The sequence below is a fragment of the Streptomyces sp. BL1 genome (assembly GCF_057628045.1).
Genome location: NZ_JBXYWZ010000002.1, coordinates 4382332 through 4397196, shown reverse-complemented (window position 1 = coordinate 4397196; position 14865 = coordinate 4382332). Strand labels below are relative to the sequence as shown.

At 71.7% G+C, this 14865-nt stretch carries 12 protein-coding genes; 3 read left to right on the top strand and 9 right to left on the bottom strand.

Features of this window, described 5'->3' with window-relative positions; genetic code table 11:
• The first annotated feature begins 119 nt into the window (after nucleotides 1–119).
• Complete coding sequence (locus AC3AGO_RS19440) at nucleotides 120–2171, top strand: HelD family protein (RefSeq protein WP_487821485.1); 2052 nt, start codon at nucleotides 120–122, stop codon at nucleotides 2169–2171.
• A gap of 399 nt (nucleotides 2172–2570) precedes the next feature.
• Here the strand turns inward: AC3AGO_RS19440 and AC3AGO_RS19435 are convergent, their stop codons facing one another.
• The 6 genes from AC3AGO_RS19435 to AC3AGO_RS19410 form a co-directional block, all read right to left on the bottom strand.
• Complete coding sequence (locus AC3AGO_RS19435) at nucleotides 2571–4064, bottom strand: FGGY-family carbohydrate kinase (RefSeq protein ID WP_487821484.1); 1494 nt, start codon at nucleotides 4062–4064, stop codon at nucleotides 2571–2573.
• Nucleotides 4065–4129: 65 nt separating this feature from the next.
• Entirely contained in the window at nucleotides 4130–5548 is a 1419-nt protein-coding gene (locus tag AC3AGO_RS19430; RefSeq protein ID WP_487821483.1) for an L-fucose/L-arabinose isomerase family protein, read from the bottom strand.
• A 26-nt stretch (nucleotides 5549–5574) separates the two neighbouring features.
• Nucleotides 5575–6456 (bottom strand): carbohydrate ABC transporter permease, encoded by an 882-nt coding sequence (locus AC3AGO_RS19425; RefSeq protein WP_487821482.1) that lies wholly within the window; start codon nucleotides 6454–6456, stop codon nucleotides 5575–5577.
• Nucleotides 6446–7405, bottom strand: a complete 960-nt coding sequence (locus AC3AGO_RS19420; protein ID WP_487821481.1) for a carbohydrate ABC transporter permease — start codon at nucleotides 7403–7405, stop codon at nucleotides 6446–6448. The genes AC3AGO_RS19425 and AC3AGO_RS19420 overlap by 11 nt, the downstream gene beginning before the upstream one ends.
• The gene (locus AC3AGO_RS19415) at nucleotides 7402–8757 is read right to left on the bottom strand and encodes an ABC transporter substrate-binding protein (RefSeq protein WP_487821480.1); all 1356 of its coding nucleotides are present in this window, start codon (nucleotides 8755–8757) and stop codon (nucleotides 7402–7404) included. The genes AC3AGO_RS19420 and AC3AGO_RS19415 overlap by 4 nt, the downstream gene beginning before the upstream one ends.
• Before the next feature lie 12 nt (nucleotides 8758–8769).
• The gene (locus tag AC3AGO_RS19410) at nucleotides 8770–9849 is read right to left on the bottom strand and encodes a glycoside hydrolase family 172 protein (RefSeq protein WP_487821479.1); all 1080 of its coding nucleotides are present in this window, start codon (nucleotides 9847–9849) and stop codon (nucleotides 8770–8772) included.
• Nucleotides 9850–10074: 225 nt separating this feature from the next.
• Between AC3AGO_RS19410 and AC3AGO_RS19405 the strand changes: the two genes are divergently transcribed.
• The gene (locus AC3AGO_RS19405; RefSeq protein ID WP_487821478.1) at nucleotides 10075–11076 is read left to right on the top strand and encodes a LacI family DNA-binding transcriptional regulator; all 1002 of its coding nucleotides are present in this window, start codon (nucleotides 10075–10077) and stop codon (nucleotides 11074–11076) included.
• A gap of 232 nt (nucleotides 11077–11308) precedes the next feature.
• Here the strand turns inward: AC3AGO_RS19405 and AC3AGO_RS19400 are convergent, their stop codons facing one another.
• The 3 genes from AC3AGO_RS19400 to AC3AGO_RS19390 all read right to left on the bottom strand — a co-directional run bounded on the left by AC3AGO_RS19400 (nucleotide 11309) and on the right by AC3AGO_RS19390 (nucleotide 13993).
• Complete coding sequence (locus AC3AGO_RS19400; protein WP_487824716.1) at nucleotides 11309–12001, bottom strand: FMN reductase; 693 nt, start codon at nucleotides 11999–12001, stop codon at nucleotides 11309–11311.
• Nucleotides 12002–12033: 32 nt separating this feature from the next.
• Nucleotides 12034–13161: an LLM class flavin-dependent oxidoreductase gene (locus AC3AGO_RS19395; protein WP_487824715.1), complete on the bottom strand. Its 1128-nt coding sequence runs from the start codon at nucleotides 13159–13161 to the stop codon at nucleotides 12034–12036.
• 127 nt (nucleotides 13162–13288) lie between these two features.
• Complete coding sequence (locus AC3AGO_RS19390; protein ID WP_487821477.1) at nucleotides 13289–13993, bottom strand: copper homeostasis protein CutC; 705 nt, start codon at nucleotides 13991–13993, stop codon at nucleotides 13289–13291.
• 66 nt (nucleotides 13994–14059) lie between these two features.
• Here AC3AGO_RS19390 and AC3AGO_RS19385 point away from each other — a divergent pair, with 66 nt between their 5' ends.
• Nucleotides 14060–14755, top strand: coding sequence for an HD domain-containing protein (locus tag AC3AGO_RS19385; RefSeq protein WP_487821476.1), 696 nt, complete (start codon nucleotides 14060–14062; stop codon nucleotides 14753–14755).
• Nucleotides 14756–14865 lie beyond the last annotated feature (110 nt).

Here is a 14865-nt window from a genome sequence, read left to right as displayed (position 1 = left end):
GCCCGTCTTGCCGCCTCCCGGGACGGGAGGCTCCGGCCGTACGACGGCAGGCATCCGATGTGCGATGCGGCCGGCGCGTGCCCCGAGCCCACCCCCTGCACTCACGGAGGCGAACAACCGTGCCCGCGCCCGTTCCCGGCTCCACTGATCCCGGCCGACCCGACCCCCTCGCGCAGGAACGCGCCCATCTCGCCGCGTCCCGCGGCGCGTTGCGCACCATGCGCGAGGACGCCCAGAGCCTCGACATCGGCGACGTCACCGCGAACTGGGTGAACGCCGAGGTGCTGCAGCACCAGCTCGACGCCCGTATCGCCTCCCTCGCCGACCTGGCCCACGCGCCGCTGTTCTTCGGCCGCCTCGACTATCTGCACCACGCCGCCGGGCACAGCTTCTACATCGGCCGCCGCCACGTGCACGACGCCGACGGCGACCCGATGGTCGTCGACTGGCGTGCGCCCGTGTCGCAGCCGTTCTACCGCGCGTCGAAGAAGGACCCGCAGGACGTCGGGCTGCGCCGCCGGTTCGGCTACACGCACGGCGACCTCACCGCGTACGAGGACGAACACCTCACCGACCCAGCAGAGGCCGAACGCGGCAGCGCCCTGCTCCAGTCGGAGATCGAACGCCCGCGTGTCGGGCCCATGCGGGACATCGTCGCGACGATCCAGCCCGAGCAGGACGAGATCGTCCGCGCGGGCGTCGAGGGCACGGTGTGCGTACAGGGCGCGCCCGGCACCGGCAAGACGGCCGTGGGCCTGCACCGCGTGGCGTATCTGCTGTACGGCTACCGCGAACGCCTCACCCGTACCGGCACGCTCGTCATCGGCCCCAACGACTCGTTCCTCCGCTACATCGAGCAGGTGCTGCCCGCGCTCGGCGAAGTGCGGGTCGGGCAGGCCACGGTCGGCGAGCTCGTCGCCCACGTCGACGTACGCGGCGAGGACGAGCCGGAGACCGCGCGGATCAAGGGCGACGCGCGCATGGCGCAGGTGCTGCGCCGGGCCGTACGGGCCGGGGTCACGATGCCCACCGAGCCGTGCGTGGTGGTGCGCGGCTCGCGGCGCTGGCGGGTGCCCGCGTACGAACTGGAAGAGCTGGTACGGGAGTTGCTCGCCCGCGACATCCGGTACGGCGCGGCGCGGGAGGCCCTGCCGCAACGCATCGCGCACGCGGTGCTGGTGCGGATGGAACAGGCCGGGGAGGCGCCGGACGACCGCGTCCAGGACGCGGTGGCGCGGAACGCGGCGGTGAAGGCCGTCGTCAAGGAGTGCTGGCCGGCGGCCGATCCGGCGAAGGTGGTGCTGCGGCTGCTGTCCGACGCGGACTTCCTCGCGGAGCAGGCCGAGGGGCTGCTGAGCGCGGAGGAGCAGAAGGCACTGCTATGGGCGAAGCCGGCGCGGGGCGTGAAGTCCGCCAAGTGGTCCGCGGCGGACGCGGTGTTGATCGACGAGGCGCGGGACTTGGTGTCCCGTACGCCGTCACTGGGCCATGTCGTGCTCGACGAGGCACAGGACCTCTCCCCCATGCAGTACCGCGCGGTGGGCCGCCGCTGCTCGACGGGGTCCGCGACCGTACTGGGCGACCTCGCGCAGGGCACCACGCCCTGGGCGACGTCCAGTTGGGAGGAGGCACTGCGGCACCTCGGCAAGGAGGACGCGGTCGTCGAAGAGCTCACCCAGGGCTTCCGCGTACCGCGCGAGGTCATCGCCTACGCGTCGCGGTTGCTGCCGCGGATCGCGCCGGGGCTGGCCGAGGCGACGTCGGTCCGCGAGTCGGCGGGCGACTTCGCGGTACGGGAGTGCGCGCCGGAGCGGCTCACGGAATCCGTGGTCGAGGCGTGCCGTTCGGCGCTGCGGCACGAGGGGTCCATCGGTCTGATCGCGGCCGGGCCGCGCGTGCCGGAGCTGCGGGCCGCGCTGGAGGCGGCGGGCCTCCCGCCGCTCTCCCCCGGCGACGAGACCTCCGCCGGGGCGCGGCTCACGCTGGTCCCCGCGGACCTGGCGAAGGGCCTGGAGTACGACTGGGTCGTCCTCGACGAACCCTCCGCGATCGTCGACGCCGAACCGGACGAACGCACGGGCCTCCGCCGCCTCTACGTAACCCTCACCCGAGCCGTCTCCGGCCTCCGAATCCTCCACGCGACGCCCTTGCCGGCGGCCCTGACCGAGTAAAGGCGGGGGGGGGGGGGGGGCGGCTGCGTTGGATGTGCGCCTCCGCCACGCGGGACGGGCGCACCTGCCCGGTGTGGGCAGCTGGTCCGCCCAAGGGGCGGAACGGGTGGGCACACCGGACCGCCAGCCGCGAGGTCACGTCCCCCACGCACCCAACGCACGCGCCGCCGTGAGGGCTTGGCCCCGGACCCGCCCCTACCCGTTTCTTCCGGGGCTCCGCCCCAGACCCCAGCCCTGCCCTACGGGCGGGGAAGAGGAGCAACCGGGGCTGGCGCCCCGGGCCCCGCGCGGGGCTCCGCCCCTGCACCCCGCCGCGCTCCGCGCGGAAAGAACGGGGCTCCGCCCCGGACCCCGGCCCTGCCCTGCGGGCAGGGAAGAGGGGGGAACAAACAACAGGGCTCACCCCTCCCCCCGCTGCCCCGCAGCCAACCCATGCACGGTCGAAGCCGTCACCTCATAAAGCTCCAAGTACCGCGAGTACAGCGCGTCGTAGACCGCCCCCGTCGCGGGGTCCGGCGCGACGACGCCCGTCGGCGGGTTCCATGACGTGATGGAGGAGCGCGACGCGACCCCCACCCCGACGCCCGCGAGAAACGCGTCACCGTACGCCGCGCCGATCGTGTAGCGCGGCACCACCTGCTCGCAGCCGGTCACATCCGACACGATGCGGGTCCACAGTTCCCGCGCGCCGCCGCCGACCGCGACGACGCGGTCGAGCCGGCCGCCGGCCTCGCGCATCGCGGCGAGGTTGTGCCGGACGCCGTACGCCGTGGCCTCCAGCGCCGCCCGGTACAGGTGCGCGCGGCCGTGCCGGAGTGTCAGGCCGGCGACGACGCCGCGCGCGTCGGGGTCGAAGCGCGGGGTCCGCTCACCCGCGAAGTACGGGAGCATCAGGAGCCCTTCGGAGCCCGCCGGCACCTTCGCCGCCTCCTCCGTGAGCGTCGCGTAGTCAGCGCCGGTCAGGTCGCGGAGCCAGCCCGTGACCGCTCCCGAGGTGGCCATGCCGCCGGCGAGGCAGTACGTGCCGGGGAAGGCGCCGGCCGTGGACCACAGGCGCGCGTCGGGCACCGGTTCCGGCACCACGTTGACCAGGAACATCGTCGTGCCGTACATGAGCATCAGGTCGCCGGTGCCGGTCGCGCCCACTCCCGCGGCCTCGGACCAGGCGTCAACCGTCCCCGCCACCACGGGAGTTCCCGCGGGAATGCCCGTGGCCGAAGCGGCGGCGGACGTCACCTCGCCCACGACGTCCGAGGGCCACACGAGCCGCGGCCATTCCAGCCCTGGTGCGATGTCCTCGCACCATTCGCCGATCCACTGCCGTTCCCGCAGGTCGTACAGCGGGGTGCACTGGCTGGCCGAGTGGTGGTCGAGGACGTACGCGCCGGTCAGCCGGTGCACGGTCCACGAACTGGCCATGTACCAGCGGCGGGTGCGCTCGTACACCCGCGGCTCGCGCTCGCGCAGCCACTCCAGTTTGGGGCCGACGGCCTGGCTGGTGAGCGGGGAGCCGCAGCGTTCCAGCACCCGCTTCGCGCCGTACCGTTCGGTCTGTGCCGCGATCTGGTCGCCCGCGCGCGTGTCGACCCCGTACAGGATGGCGGGCCGCAGCGGCGTGCCGTCCGCTTCGGTGGGGAGCAGGCAGGGGCCGATGCCGCTGACGCAGACGCCGGCCACTTCCCGTGTCCCGTCGAGGAGTTCGCCGCACAGTGCCCGGACGTCGGCCCACCACACCGTCTCCGCGTCGTGCTCGAACCATCCGGGGTGCGGCGTGTCCGTGCCGTGTTCGCGTACGGCCTCGGCGACGAGCGTCCCGTCGGCGGGGTCGACCAGCACCCCCTTCGACGACGCCGTACCGATGTCGATCCCCAACAGCAAGCCCGACCGCGTCACTTCGTCCTCCTGCCCATAGCGTGTGCGGCGATCCTCTCAGCGTGACCCGTGTGCGGGGCGGAGGGTCATGCCGCGTCCCCGAAGCCGTCGTAGGCGATGCCCAGTTGCCGGCAGACGGCGCGGAGCGCGTCGACGTGGTCGCCGGGCACGGCGTGGATGTGGTTCGAGCCGAAGCGCGAGAGGAACTCGTCCGCCTCGCAGTTGAGCGAGGCGAAGGCGTGCGGCCACTCCCAGGTGGAGGCCCGCATCATGCGCTCGTTGGTCTCCTCGTCGTACGTCTGGAGGGAGCCGCGCATGACGTGCATCCGGTACGCGCCGTCGTACCGCGTCAGCCGGGCGAAGGTCATGTCGCCGGGCGCGGCGAGGTGCTGGACGGAGGCGCCGCCCGCGGGGAAGTAGAAGACCTCGGGCAGCAGGTTCACGTGCCGCAGGTTCTCCGCGGGGTCGGCGGACCGGGCCGCGTACCAGGTGGCGTGCTGGCCCGAGTTGCACAGGTCCCACACGTCGCGGTCGGCGTGGTAGTGCCGTACGTCGGCGAAGAGCACCGGGTCACCGGTGAGCAGCTTCAGCGTCTGCATGGTGAGCGCGGCGTCCATGTCGGCCTCGGTGGAGGTGACATGGGTTTCCTTGGGGCCCTCCCAGTCGTACGGGTCGTTGAGGAAGGCCTCCGCGATGTCCATCGTGCAGAAGTTCGCGGTGAGTTCGGGCTGGCCCTTGATGCCGGAGAAGTCGAGGTTCCACTCGTCGATGAGCTCGCGCATCGCGTAGTAGCTGCGGATCTGCCGCTCCAGCAGCTCCGGGGTGAGCCGGTCGCCGTCGTAGTGCACTCCGGCGGTGTGCTTCTCCAGCCATTCGCGGGCGGCCGTGACCCGCTTGCCGTCCGCGTTCTCCGACCTGCGCACCACCTCCCACTGGTCGATCTCCTCGACGTCCACGCCGAAGGTCTTCATCCACTGGTCGGTGTTGGCGGTGGCCGTGTACATCCCCATGGGCCGGCCGCCGATCCGCCCGAAGGTGGAGCCGCGCAGCCCCTGTACGGCCGCGCCGGCCCGTACATGGGTGAGGATCCGCTCCCGTACGGCCGCGTCGTCCAGGTCGCCCCAGGCGCGGGCGTGGGTGCGGCCGAGCTGGTCGAGGGCGCCGCCGCCGGCCAGCATGCCGACCATGCCCGGGAATTGGGGGTCGATGTTGGCGACGAGCAGCAGCGGCCCCGGGGTGGCGTCCGCGGCGAGCGCGGTGAAGTGCGGGAACGTCCACACGGAGTGGTGCAGGATCGTCAGGTCCGGGTGGTGGTCGGCGACCCAGCGGGCCTGTGAGGTGGCCAGGGTGTTGCTGGTGATCTGCTCGGGCGCGGTGATCACTTCGTGTCCGGCGTCCCGGAGGACGCCCGCGAGCTGCGCCGCGGCGCGGCCGACGTGCTCGTGCACATCGCGCTGTACGTAGTCGCGGCCGTCGGAGACGGGGAGCAGGCCGATGCGTGCCATGGTGCGGAACCTCCTGTGCGGGGGCGCTACTTGAGACCGGACGTCTTGACGGACTCGACGATCTGGCGCTGGAAGAGGAAGAACAGGACGAGCATGGGGACGGCCGCGACGACCGCGGCGGCGAGCACGTAGTTCCAGGCGGCCTCGTACTGCGACTGGAACGAGGTGATGGCCAGCTGGACGACGGTCAGGTCCGGGTCGTTGGTGGCGACCAGCGGCCAGATGAAGGAGTTCCAGTTGGCGAGGAAGAAGAAGATGGCCAGCGCGGCGAGGACCGGCCGGGACAGCGGCAGGACGATCGACCAGTAGACGCGCCAGTGGCCGCAGCCGTCGACGATCGCCGCCTCCTCCAGTTCGCGCGGCAGCTGGATGTAGAACTGGCGGAGCAGGAAGATGCCGAACGCGTTGAAGATCGCCGGGATGATGAGGCCCGCGTAGCTGTCGAGCATGCCCAGTTGACGCACCACGAGGAACAGCGGGATCAGCACGACGGGCGCGGTGATGAGCAGCGTTCCGAAGATCGCGGTGAAGGCGGCCTCGCGGCCGGGGAAGCGCAGCCGGGCCAGTGCGTACGCGGCCATCGAGTGGAACAGCAGCGCCACGACGGTGACGGCGGCGGAGACGAGGAAGCTGTTCAGCAGATAGCGCCCGAAGGGCACTTCGGTGAAGACGTAGACGAAGTTGTCCAGGGTGATGTGCTCGGGGAGGAGCCGCCCGTCGTTGACCTCGTCGCGCGGTTTCAGCGAGGAGGAGACCATCCAGAGGACGGGGAAGACGGCCGCGGCGGCCAGTACGGCGCACAGCGCGGTCAGTCCGTAGCGGGCCGGCCGGCCGGTGCGCGGCCGGCGTCCGGGCTCCTGCCGCCGTACGGGAGGGGCGTCGTTCCGCGCCGCCGTGTCACTCGCCATCGTCGAACCTCCCGCCCTTCGTGACCTTGAAGATCACCGCGGCGCAGGCGACCATCAGCAGCACCAGGACGGTGCCCATGGCGGCCGCGTAGCCGTACTCCCCGAAGACGAAGGCCTGTTGGTAGATGTAGTAGACGGCCAGCGAGGTGGAGTTCGCGGGGCCGCCCTCGGTCAGCACGAAGATGAGCTCGAAACCGCCGGTGATCGCGGCGACGGTGGACATCACGAGGACGAAGAAGCTGGTGGGCTTCAGCAGCGGCCAGGTGATCGTGCGGAACCGGGTCCACGCGCCCGCGCCGTCGATGCGCGCCGCCTCGTAGTACTCCCGCGGGATCTCCTGCAGCCCCGCCAGGAAAATGATCATGTAGTAGCCCATCATCACCCAGATGAAGACGGCGATGACGGAGTACAGCGCGAGGGCCGGGTCGCCCAGCCAGGACGCGCCGTCGAAGCCCAGCGCGTGCAGGGACTTGTTCACGATGCCGGCCTGCTCGTCGAACATGAACTTCCACAGCAGCGCGGTGACGACGAGGCTGATGACGTACGGCAGGAAGAAGAGCGTGCGGAACAGGCCCACCGCGGGCAGCCTCTGCTGCATCAGCAGGCCCAGTCCGAGGCTCACCAGGAACAGCGTGGGCACCAGCACGATCACGTACAGACCGGTGGTCTGCAGCGAGTCCCAGAACAGCGGATCGTCCAGCATCCGCCGGTAGTTGCCGAGTCCGACGTACTCGTAGCTGCCGAATCCGCTGACCTGGAAGAAGCTGAGGACGACGGACAGCACCATCGGGATGCCGACGAAGACGAGCAGGCCGAGACTGTCGGGCAGCAGGAACAGCGCGGCGGCCAGCCATTCGCGGTGCCTGCGGGAGAGTCCGCGGCGCGGCGCGGGACGCTGCCCGGCCGCCGGCGCGGCACTCGTGCGCTGCGGTGCGGCGAGGTGCGTCATACGAGACTCGCCCCCTTGTAGCTCCTCACGTACGCCTCCACGGACTGCTGGGCCCGGGACGCCTCCCGCTCGACGCTGCGGCCGGCGAGCATGGCGCCCTGGAGCGCGTCGGACATGGCCTTGTAGATGACCGGCGGATAGCGCGGTTCGGCGCGGCCGCCGGGGAAGATCTCGTCGCGGAACGTCCGCATCGCCCAGGAGTCGTAGCCGCCCAGTTCGCTGCCGCGCTCCAGCACGGACTTGCGGGGCGCGATGTCGGACTTCGCGCGGACGCACCAGTCCACCATCCGGTCCACGCAGGCCTGTTCGGCCCGGCCGAGCGCCCAGCCGCAGAACTCCGCGGCGGCGTCCGGGTCGTGTCCCTTGGCGTTGGCGCAGAACGACCAGCCGCCGAGGGCCGTGGCGTAGTGCCCGCCGGGCGGCACGGGCAGTTTGAACAGCCCGTACGGGAAGTCGGGGGCGAACGCCTTGAAGCTGGCCACCTGCCAGATCCCGCTCTGCCACATGCCGGAGGTGTCCGATTTGAAGCTGGAGATCAGGTCGTTGGCGGACGGCGGGGTACGCGGCGTGATGCCGTTGCGCACGGCGTCCTGCCACAGCTGGAGCGCCTGCCGTACGCCCTTGGTGTCGACGGAGGGCTGCCCCCGGTCGTCCAGCACGTCGCCGCCGCCCTGCCACATCCACGGGTACCAGAGGAAGTTCTGCAGATAGCCGGGGACGGTCTCGGTGACCAGCCCGGCGCGGGTCCGGCCGGTCAGCTTGTCGCCCACGTCCAGCAGCTGGTCCCAGCGGGTGGGCACATCGCCCTCGGAGAGCCCGGCCTTCTCCCAGGCGCGCACGTTGTAGTAGATCGCGAGCGGTTCGACCTCCATGGGCAGCGCGTACACCCTGCCGTTCACGGTGCGGCTGGCGAGCGCGTCCGGGTAGTAGTCCCGTACGGCCTCCGGGTCGGTGTGCGGGGTGAGGTCCGCGAGGACGCCGCCGTTGTAGTAGCGCAGGAAGTCGCCGGGGCTGGCGAGGAAGATGTCCGGGCCCGCTCCCGCGGCGAACGCCGTGGGCAGCTTGGACCCGGTCTGGTACGTCTTCGGCGGCATGTAGAGCAGTTCGACCTGCTTCCTATGCCGCTTGTTCCACTCGGCGACGAGGTCGGTGAACCACTTGCTCTGCGCCCGCAGCGCCGGATCGTCGGAGTTCTGCGGCGCGTAGAAGTTCCAGAAGCGCAGCGGCCGGTCCTTCGCGTCCGCCGTGCCGCAGCCGGTGAGCAGCGCCGGTGCGCCGGCCGCCGCGGCGGCCCCGGCGGCGGCGGTCAGCACCCGGCGGCGGCCGATGCTCCCTTGCCTCGTGTCCCTCATCACCCGTGCCTCCTAGTCGACTTCGAGTGCGAGCAGGTCCGGTGTGCGCGGGCGGGCGTCCGAGGTGGGCGCGTCCAGGTAGAACAGCGCGGTGGAGGCGATGTCGTCGCTGGTGGGCCGGTAGCGGTGGGGCAGCCCGTTGCCGTGTCCGGGCCCGATGCCGAGCGACTGGACCGTCACCCGCAGATCCGAGGCGAACCGCACGGGGTCCTGGACGTGCCAGCGGTACATCCCGAACCGCTGCTGGCTGGCGTACAGGCCGTCCGGCCGCAGCACCTGGTTCAGCCCCAGATACGGGGTGGTGTACGGGGTGTAGCCCCGGCCCTCGATGTCGAAGTTCCAGGCGCCGCCGACGTAGTCCTCGGTGCCGGTGCCGCAGATGGTCGGGAAGCCGGTGTCCCCGTCCAGGTAGAACTTGACCTCCCCCTCGCCCCACCAGCCGGGGCTGTTGGTGGCCCAGGCCAGATAGCCGCCGACGTACTGGCCGCGCCCGGTGACCCCGTCGAGGAGGGTGTGCACCTCGCCGTACGGGACGGGGTGGCTGCGCCGCCAGTGGGCGTGCAGATAGCACAGGTCGTCGTCCACGGCACCGAGCTCATAGTCGAACTGGTAGTAGAGCGTGACGGTTTCGGCGGAGAGGTTCTCCAGCGTGAAGCGGGCCCGCTCGCGGAACGGCATCGGCCAGTAGGCGTTGAAGCCGCCGTTCGGGTTGGCGGCCACCGGCACGGACGAGACCTGGCTGAAGACATTCCAGCCGTTGCAGAAGAAGTCGCCCAACGGCACTTCCACGGCGGGCTGTTCGGCGCCGTCCCAGTACGCCCGCAGCAGCGTGCCGCGCCAGGCGCGGTGCGGCGCGGTGGTGCACCACAGGTGCCGTACGGTGCCGGGCCCGGCGATGTCGGCGAGTTCGGCGGTCGCGCCGGGGGCGATCTCGATACTGGGGGAGATCTTCCAGCCGCGGCCCAGCGCCCCCGCCGCCCGCGCTCCGGTGCCTTCGGTGGCACGGCCGCCCGCGCCCTTGCCTCCGGTGACGTTCTCGGGGCTGACGGAGCGGGTCACCCCGTCCGTGCGCCTGGCCAGCTCGTCGAGCATTCCACACTCCGTATGAAATCGATTTCTCACTCGCGCGTTCCGCGCCCTCCCGTAGGAAGGTGCAGATGACAGCGGTATGAGTTGGCGGTACGTCGACCCTCAACAAGGCCGCGTGGCAGGCCCGTTGAAATCCATTTCACGCGAACGTAGAGTTCGCCCCAGAGGGTGTCAAGAGGTTGCGCAGCGGGCCGCGCGGCCGGACAGAACGGGGCTGGAGGAGCGCCGGTGGCGAACATCAGCGATGTGGCACGGGCCGCCGGGGTCTCCCCCGCGACCGTCTCCCGCGTCTTCAACGGCGGCCGGGTCACCGCCGAGCGCGCCGACCGGGTCCGGGCCGCAGCCGCCGAGCTGGGCTTCTCCCCCAACCGCGTCGCCCGGTCGCTGCGCACCCGGCGCGGCAGCGTCATCGGGCTGCTCATCCCCGACATCGAGAACCCCTTCTTCACCGCGCTCGCCCGCGGCGTCGAGGACGCGGCGCAGCGCACCAACCTCTCGCTGGTGCTGTGCAACACGGACGAGGACGTGGAGAAGGAACGCCGCTATCTGGGCACGGCCCTGGCCGAGCAGATGGCGGGCGTCATCGTCGCCGCGGCCTCCCGGCGGCGTACGGACCTCTCCGCGCTCACCGCGCGCGGCATGCCGGTGGTCGCGGTGGACCGCCGGCCGCGGTCGGCCGACGTGGACGCGGTGATGGTGGACAACCAGAACGGCAGCGAGGAGGCCACCAACCACCTGCTGGAGCGCGGCTACCGGCGCATCGCCTGCATCGCGGGACCGGCCGGAGCCTCCACCTCGGAGGACCGGCTCACCGGCTATCGCTCGGCGATGCGGGACGCGGGCGTCGCCGACGGCTGGGTCCGTGCGCACACCCGGCACGCCGACTTCCGGGCCGGCGGAGGGTACGCCGCGATGCGGGAGCTGCTCGCCCTCGCCGACCCGCCGCACGCCGTGTTCGTCGCGAACAACCTTATGGCGGTGGGCGCGTTGCAGGCGCTCCGCGAGGCCGGCATCTCGCCCCCCGCCTTCGGTGTGCTCTCCTTCGGCGACGTGCCGTGGGCGTCCCTGGTGCAGCCGGCCCTCACGACGGTGCGGCTCCCCGCGTACGACCTGGGGGTCGCCGCGGCGAACCTGCTCCAGGAGCGCCTGGCCGGCTCCGAGGCCCCGCTCCGTACGGTCGTCCTCCGCACGTCCCTCCACCCCCGCACCACGACGGAGGGCCCTGAATAGGGGGCGCGGGGCTGTCCTCAGTGGGGGACGACCCCCACACCTCCAGCCGGACAAGGCACACCACAAGGGGCGCGGGGAACGGCGCGGATAAGGGGCGCGGGGAACTGCGCAGAGGGGCGAAGCCCCGACAAGGGGCGCGGGGAACTGCGCAAACCCCACGCGAACCGCAGCCGCCCCACACAAGCCCGGCCCACATGAAACCCCGCACGGCACGCCGCTCAACGCTCAGCGCTCAGCGCTCAGCGCTCAGCGCGGCCAGTTGCTCCGCGAAGGGGACGACGGCGTCCGGGTCGTACGGGTCGTCCGCTTCCGCCTCCCGTTCCGCCGCCGGGCGGCCCCGCACCAGCGCGGCGAGCTCGCCCGCCGCCCGCTCCACACGGTCCGCGAGCGGGTCGGCGCCGCCCCAGTCGGCGGACGCGGCGTACACGCCGGTGGGTACGACCGTCGCCCGCAGGTACGCGAACATCGGCCGCATGGCGTGCTCCAGGACGAGCGAGTGCCGTTCCGTCCCGCCCGTCGCCGCGACCAGCACCGGCTTTCCGACCAGTGCCGTGTTGTCGATGACGTCGAAGAAGGACTTGAACAGCCCGCTGTAGGAGGCGGTGAACACCGGTGTCACGGCGATGACTCCGTCCGCCCCGGTCACCGACTCGATCGCGGTGCGCAGCGCCGGCGGCGGGAAGCCGGTGACCAGGTTGCGGGCGATGTCGCCCGCCAGTTCCCGGAGTTCGACGACGTGCACCTCGACGGGGCCCGCGCCGCCGTCGGCCAGCCGGTCCCGTACGGCGTCCGCGAGCCGGTCCGCGAGCAGCCGCGTCGAGGAGGGCTCACCGAGCCCGGCCGACACGGCGGTGATCCGCACGGGACGAGCCGCACCGCGCGCACCCGTCTCCGCCGCCCGCGGATCCGCCTCCCGTGTATCCACAGCCTGTGTGTCCGTCCAGTTCGTCCGCTCGGTCACGATGTCACCTCCGCGTCCTGCTCGTTGCCGGCCGCGTTCCCGTCGCCGGCTGCCTGCGCCGCGGCGACCCGCGCCGCGTGCGTCGGCCCGTCGGGTACGTCCGCAGGGCGGCCCTTCGCGAACTCCTCGCGCAGCACCGGGACGACCTCCTCGCCGAGCAGGTCGAGCTGTTCGAGGACGGTCTTCAGCGGGAGTCCCGCGTGGTCCATCAGGAACAGCTGCCGCTGGTAGTCGCCGAAGGACTCGCGGAAGGTCAGCGTCTTCTCGATGACCTCCTGCGGACTGCCCACGGTCAGCGGCGTCTGCTCGGTGAACTCCTCCAGCGTCGGACCGTGCCCGTACACCGGCGCGTTGTCGAAGTACGGCCTGAACTCCCGTACCGCGTCCTGCGAGTTGGGCCGCATGAACACCTGCCCGCCGAGCCCGACCTGCGCCTGCTCGGGGGTGCCGTGCCCGTACTGCGCGTACCGCTTCCGGTAGAGCTCGATCAGCCGCTGGAAGTGGTCCTTCGGCCAGAAGATGTTGTTGGCGAAGAACCCGTCGCCGTAGTACGCGGCCTGCTCCGCGATCTCCGGGCTGCGGATCGAGCCGTGCCAGACGAACGGCGGTACGCCGTCGAGCGGCCGCGGCGTCGCGGTGAAGCCCTGCAGCGGCGTACGGAAGCGGCCCTCCCAGTCCACGACGTCCTTGCGCCACAGCTGGTGCAGCAGCGCGTAGTTCTCGATGGCCAGGTGGATGCCGTCCCGGATGTCCTTGCCGAACCAGGGGTAGACGGGGCCCGTGTTGCCGCGGCCCATCATCACGTCCACCCGTCCGTCGGCCAGGTGCTGCAGCATCGCGAAGTCTTCCGCGATCTTCACCGGGTCGTTGGTGGTGATCAGCGTCGTCGACGTGGACAGGATGATCCGTTCCGTCTGCGCCGCGATGTAGCCGAGCATGGTCGTCGGGGACGAGGGCACGAACGGCGGGTTGTGGTGCTCGCCGGTGGCGAAGACGTCCAGCCCGATCTCCTCGGCCTTGCGTGCGATCGCGACCATGGCCTTGATCCGCTCGTGCTCGGTGGGAGTGCGGCCGGTGGTCGGGTCGGGGGTGACGTCGCCGACCGTGAAGATCCCGAACTGCATGATGCTGTTCACCGCCTGAAGTAGTTTACGGTTCAACCACCCCCTGCAACCCGCGGCCCCGCACCCCTATTCCCGCTGCTCACGGCTCGATGAAACAGCAGGTCAGAAGCGTTTCCCGGGTCGCCCGTCAGCCGGCGTCGAGGCGGTCGCGCCAGACGCGTACCCGCTCCGGATCCACCGGCGAGTCCCAGCCCGCCGCACGCGCCGCGCCCCCGATGTGGAACGCGTCGATCCCGGCCTCCCGCAGCGCGGGAACGTGCTCCAGCCGGAGCCCGCCGCCGGCCAGGATCCGCGGCGCGTACCCCGGCTCGCCCGCGGCGGCGCGCGCCGCCTCCGCGCGCAGTACGTCCAGTCCGTCGTCGACACCGGCGGCCGAGCCCGCCGTCAGATACGTGTCGAGCCCCGGCAGTCCGGCGAGCCGCTTGCGCGCCGCGTCCCGGTCGGCCGCCCGGTCCAGGGCGCGGTGGAAGGTCCAGCGGCGGCCGTCCAGCACCTCGGCCAGCGCGCCCACCGCGTCCGTGTCGGGCCGCCCCGCACTGTCCAGGAATCCGAGCACGAACTCCTCCGCACCGTCCGCGCACAGCAGTTGGGCCCGCTCCAGCAGCGCGGCGCGGGTCTCCGCGTCCCCGGCGGCGAAGCCGTCTGCGCTGCGCAGCATCACCCGTACGGGGATGTCCACGGCGGAGCGCACCGCCTCGACGGTGGCCCGCGCGGGGGTCAGGCCGTCGGCGGCCATGTCCGCGACCAGTTCGAGGCGATCCGCCCCGCCTGCCTGTGCGGCGCGGGCGTCGCCCGCGTCCAGAGCGATCACTTCGAGAATTGGTCTAGACATATCTCAAGCCTGCCACACCCCCGTTGCCCCTGGTAGACCTCGATCTTGCGGACGACAATTGTCCTCATGGCTACGACCGAGGCGCACCACGAGGACATTCGCGAGAGCCTGCTCTCCCGTTGGGCGGCGCTGCTCGTCAGCGCCCGGGGCGGAACCGCCGAGCCGGACCCGGCGCCGTACGGGGAGAAGCTGATCGAGCGCTGGTCCGAGCCCCAGCGGCGCTACCACTCGCTGCCGCACCTGCTGCACGTCCTCAACCGCGTCGACGAGCTGGCCTCGCACACCGCGGCGGCCGGGCCCGAGTCCGGCATGGACGTGGACGCGGTGCTGCTCGCCGCCTGGTTCCACGACGCCGTCTACCGCCCGGACCGCAGCGAGAACGAGGAGCGCAGCGCCGGTCTCGCCGAGCGCGCCCTGCCCGAGGCGGGCATCTCCGACGCGCGCACGGCCGAAGTGGCCCGCCTCGTACGGCTCACCGTCACGCACGATCCCGAACCGGGCGACACCAACGGCGAGTTGCTGTGCGACGCGGACCTCGCCGTCCTCGCGGGCACCCCGGAGGAGTACGCGCAGTACGCGGCGGAGGTGCGGCAGGAGTACGGCTTCGTACCCGACGAGGCGTTCCGCCTGGGGCGTTCGGACGTACTGCGCCAACTGCTGGACCTGCCGCGGCTGTTCCGCACGGCGTACGCGTACGACCACTGGGAGCGCGTGGCCCGCCGCAACCTCGCCACCGAACTGGAGCTCCTCACCACGGGCTGACCAACAGCCCGCTTGCGTCACAGTTCGTACACCGGTCCCCTCCCTCACCTTCACGGTGGAACTTGCCCCTCCGCCACGCTTGACGGCACCGTGACAAGGACAGGTTCAGC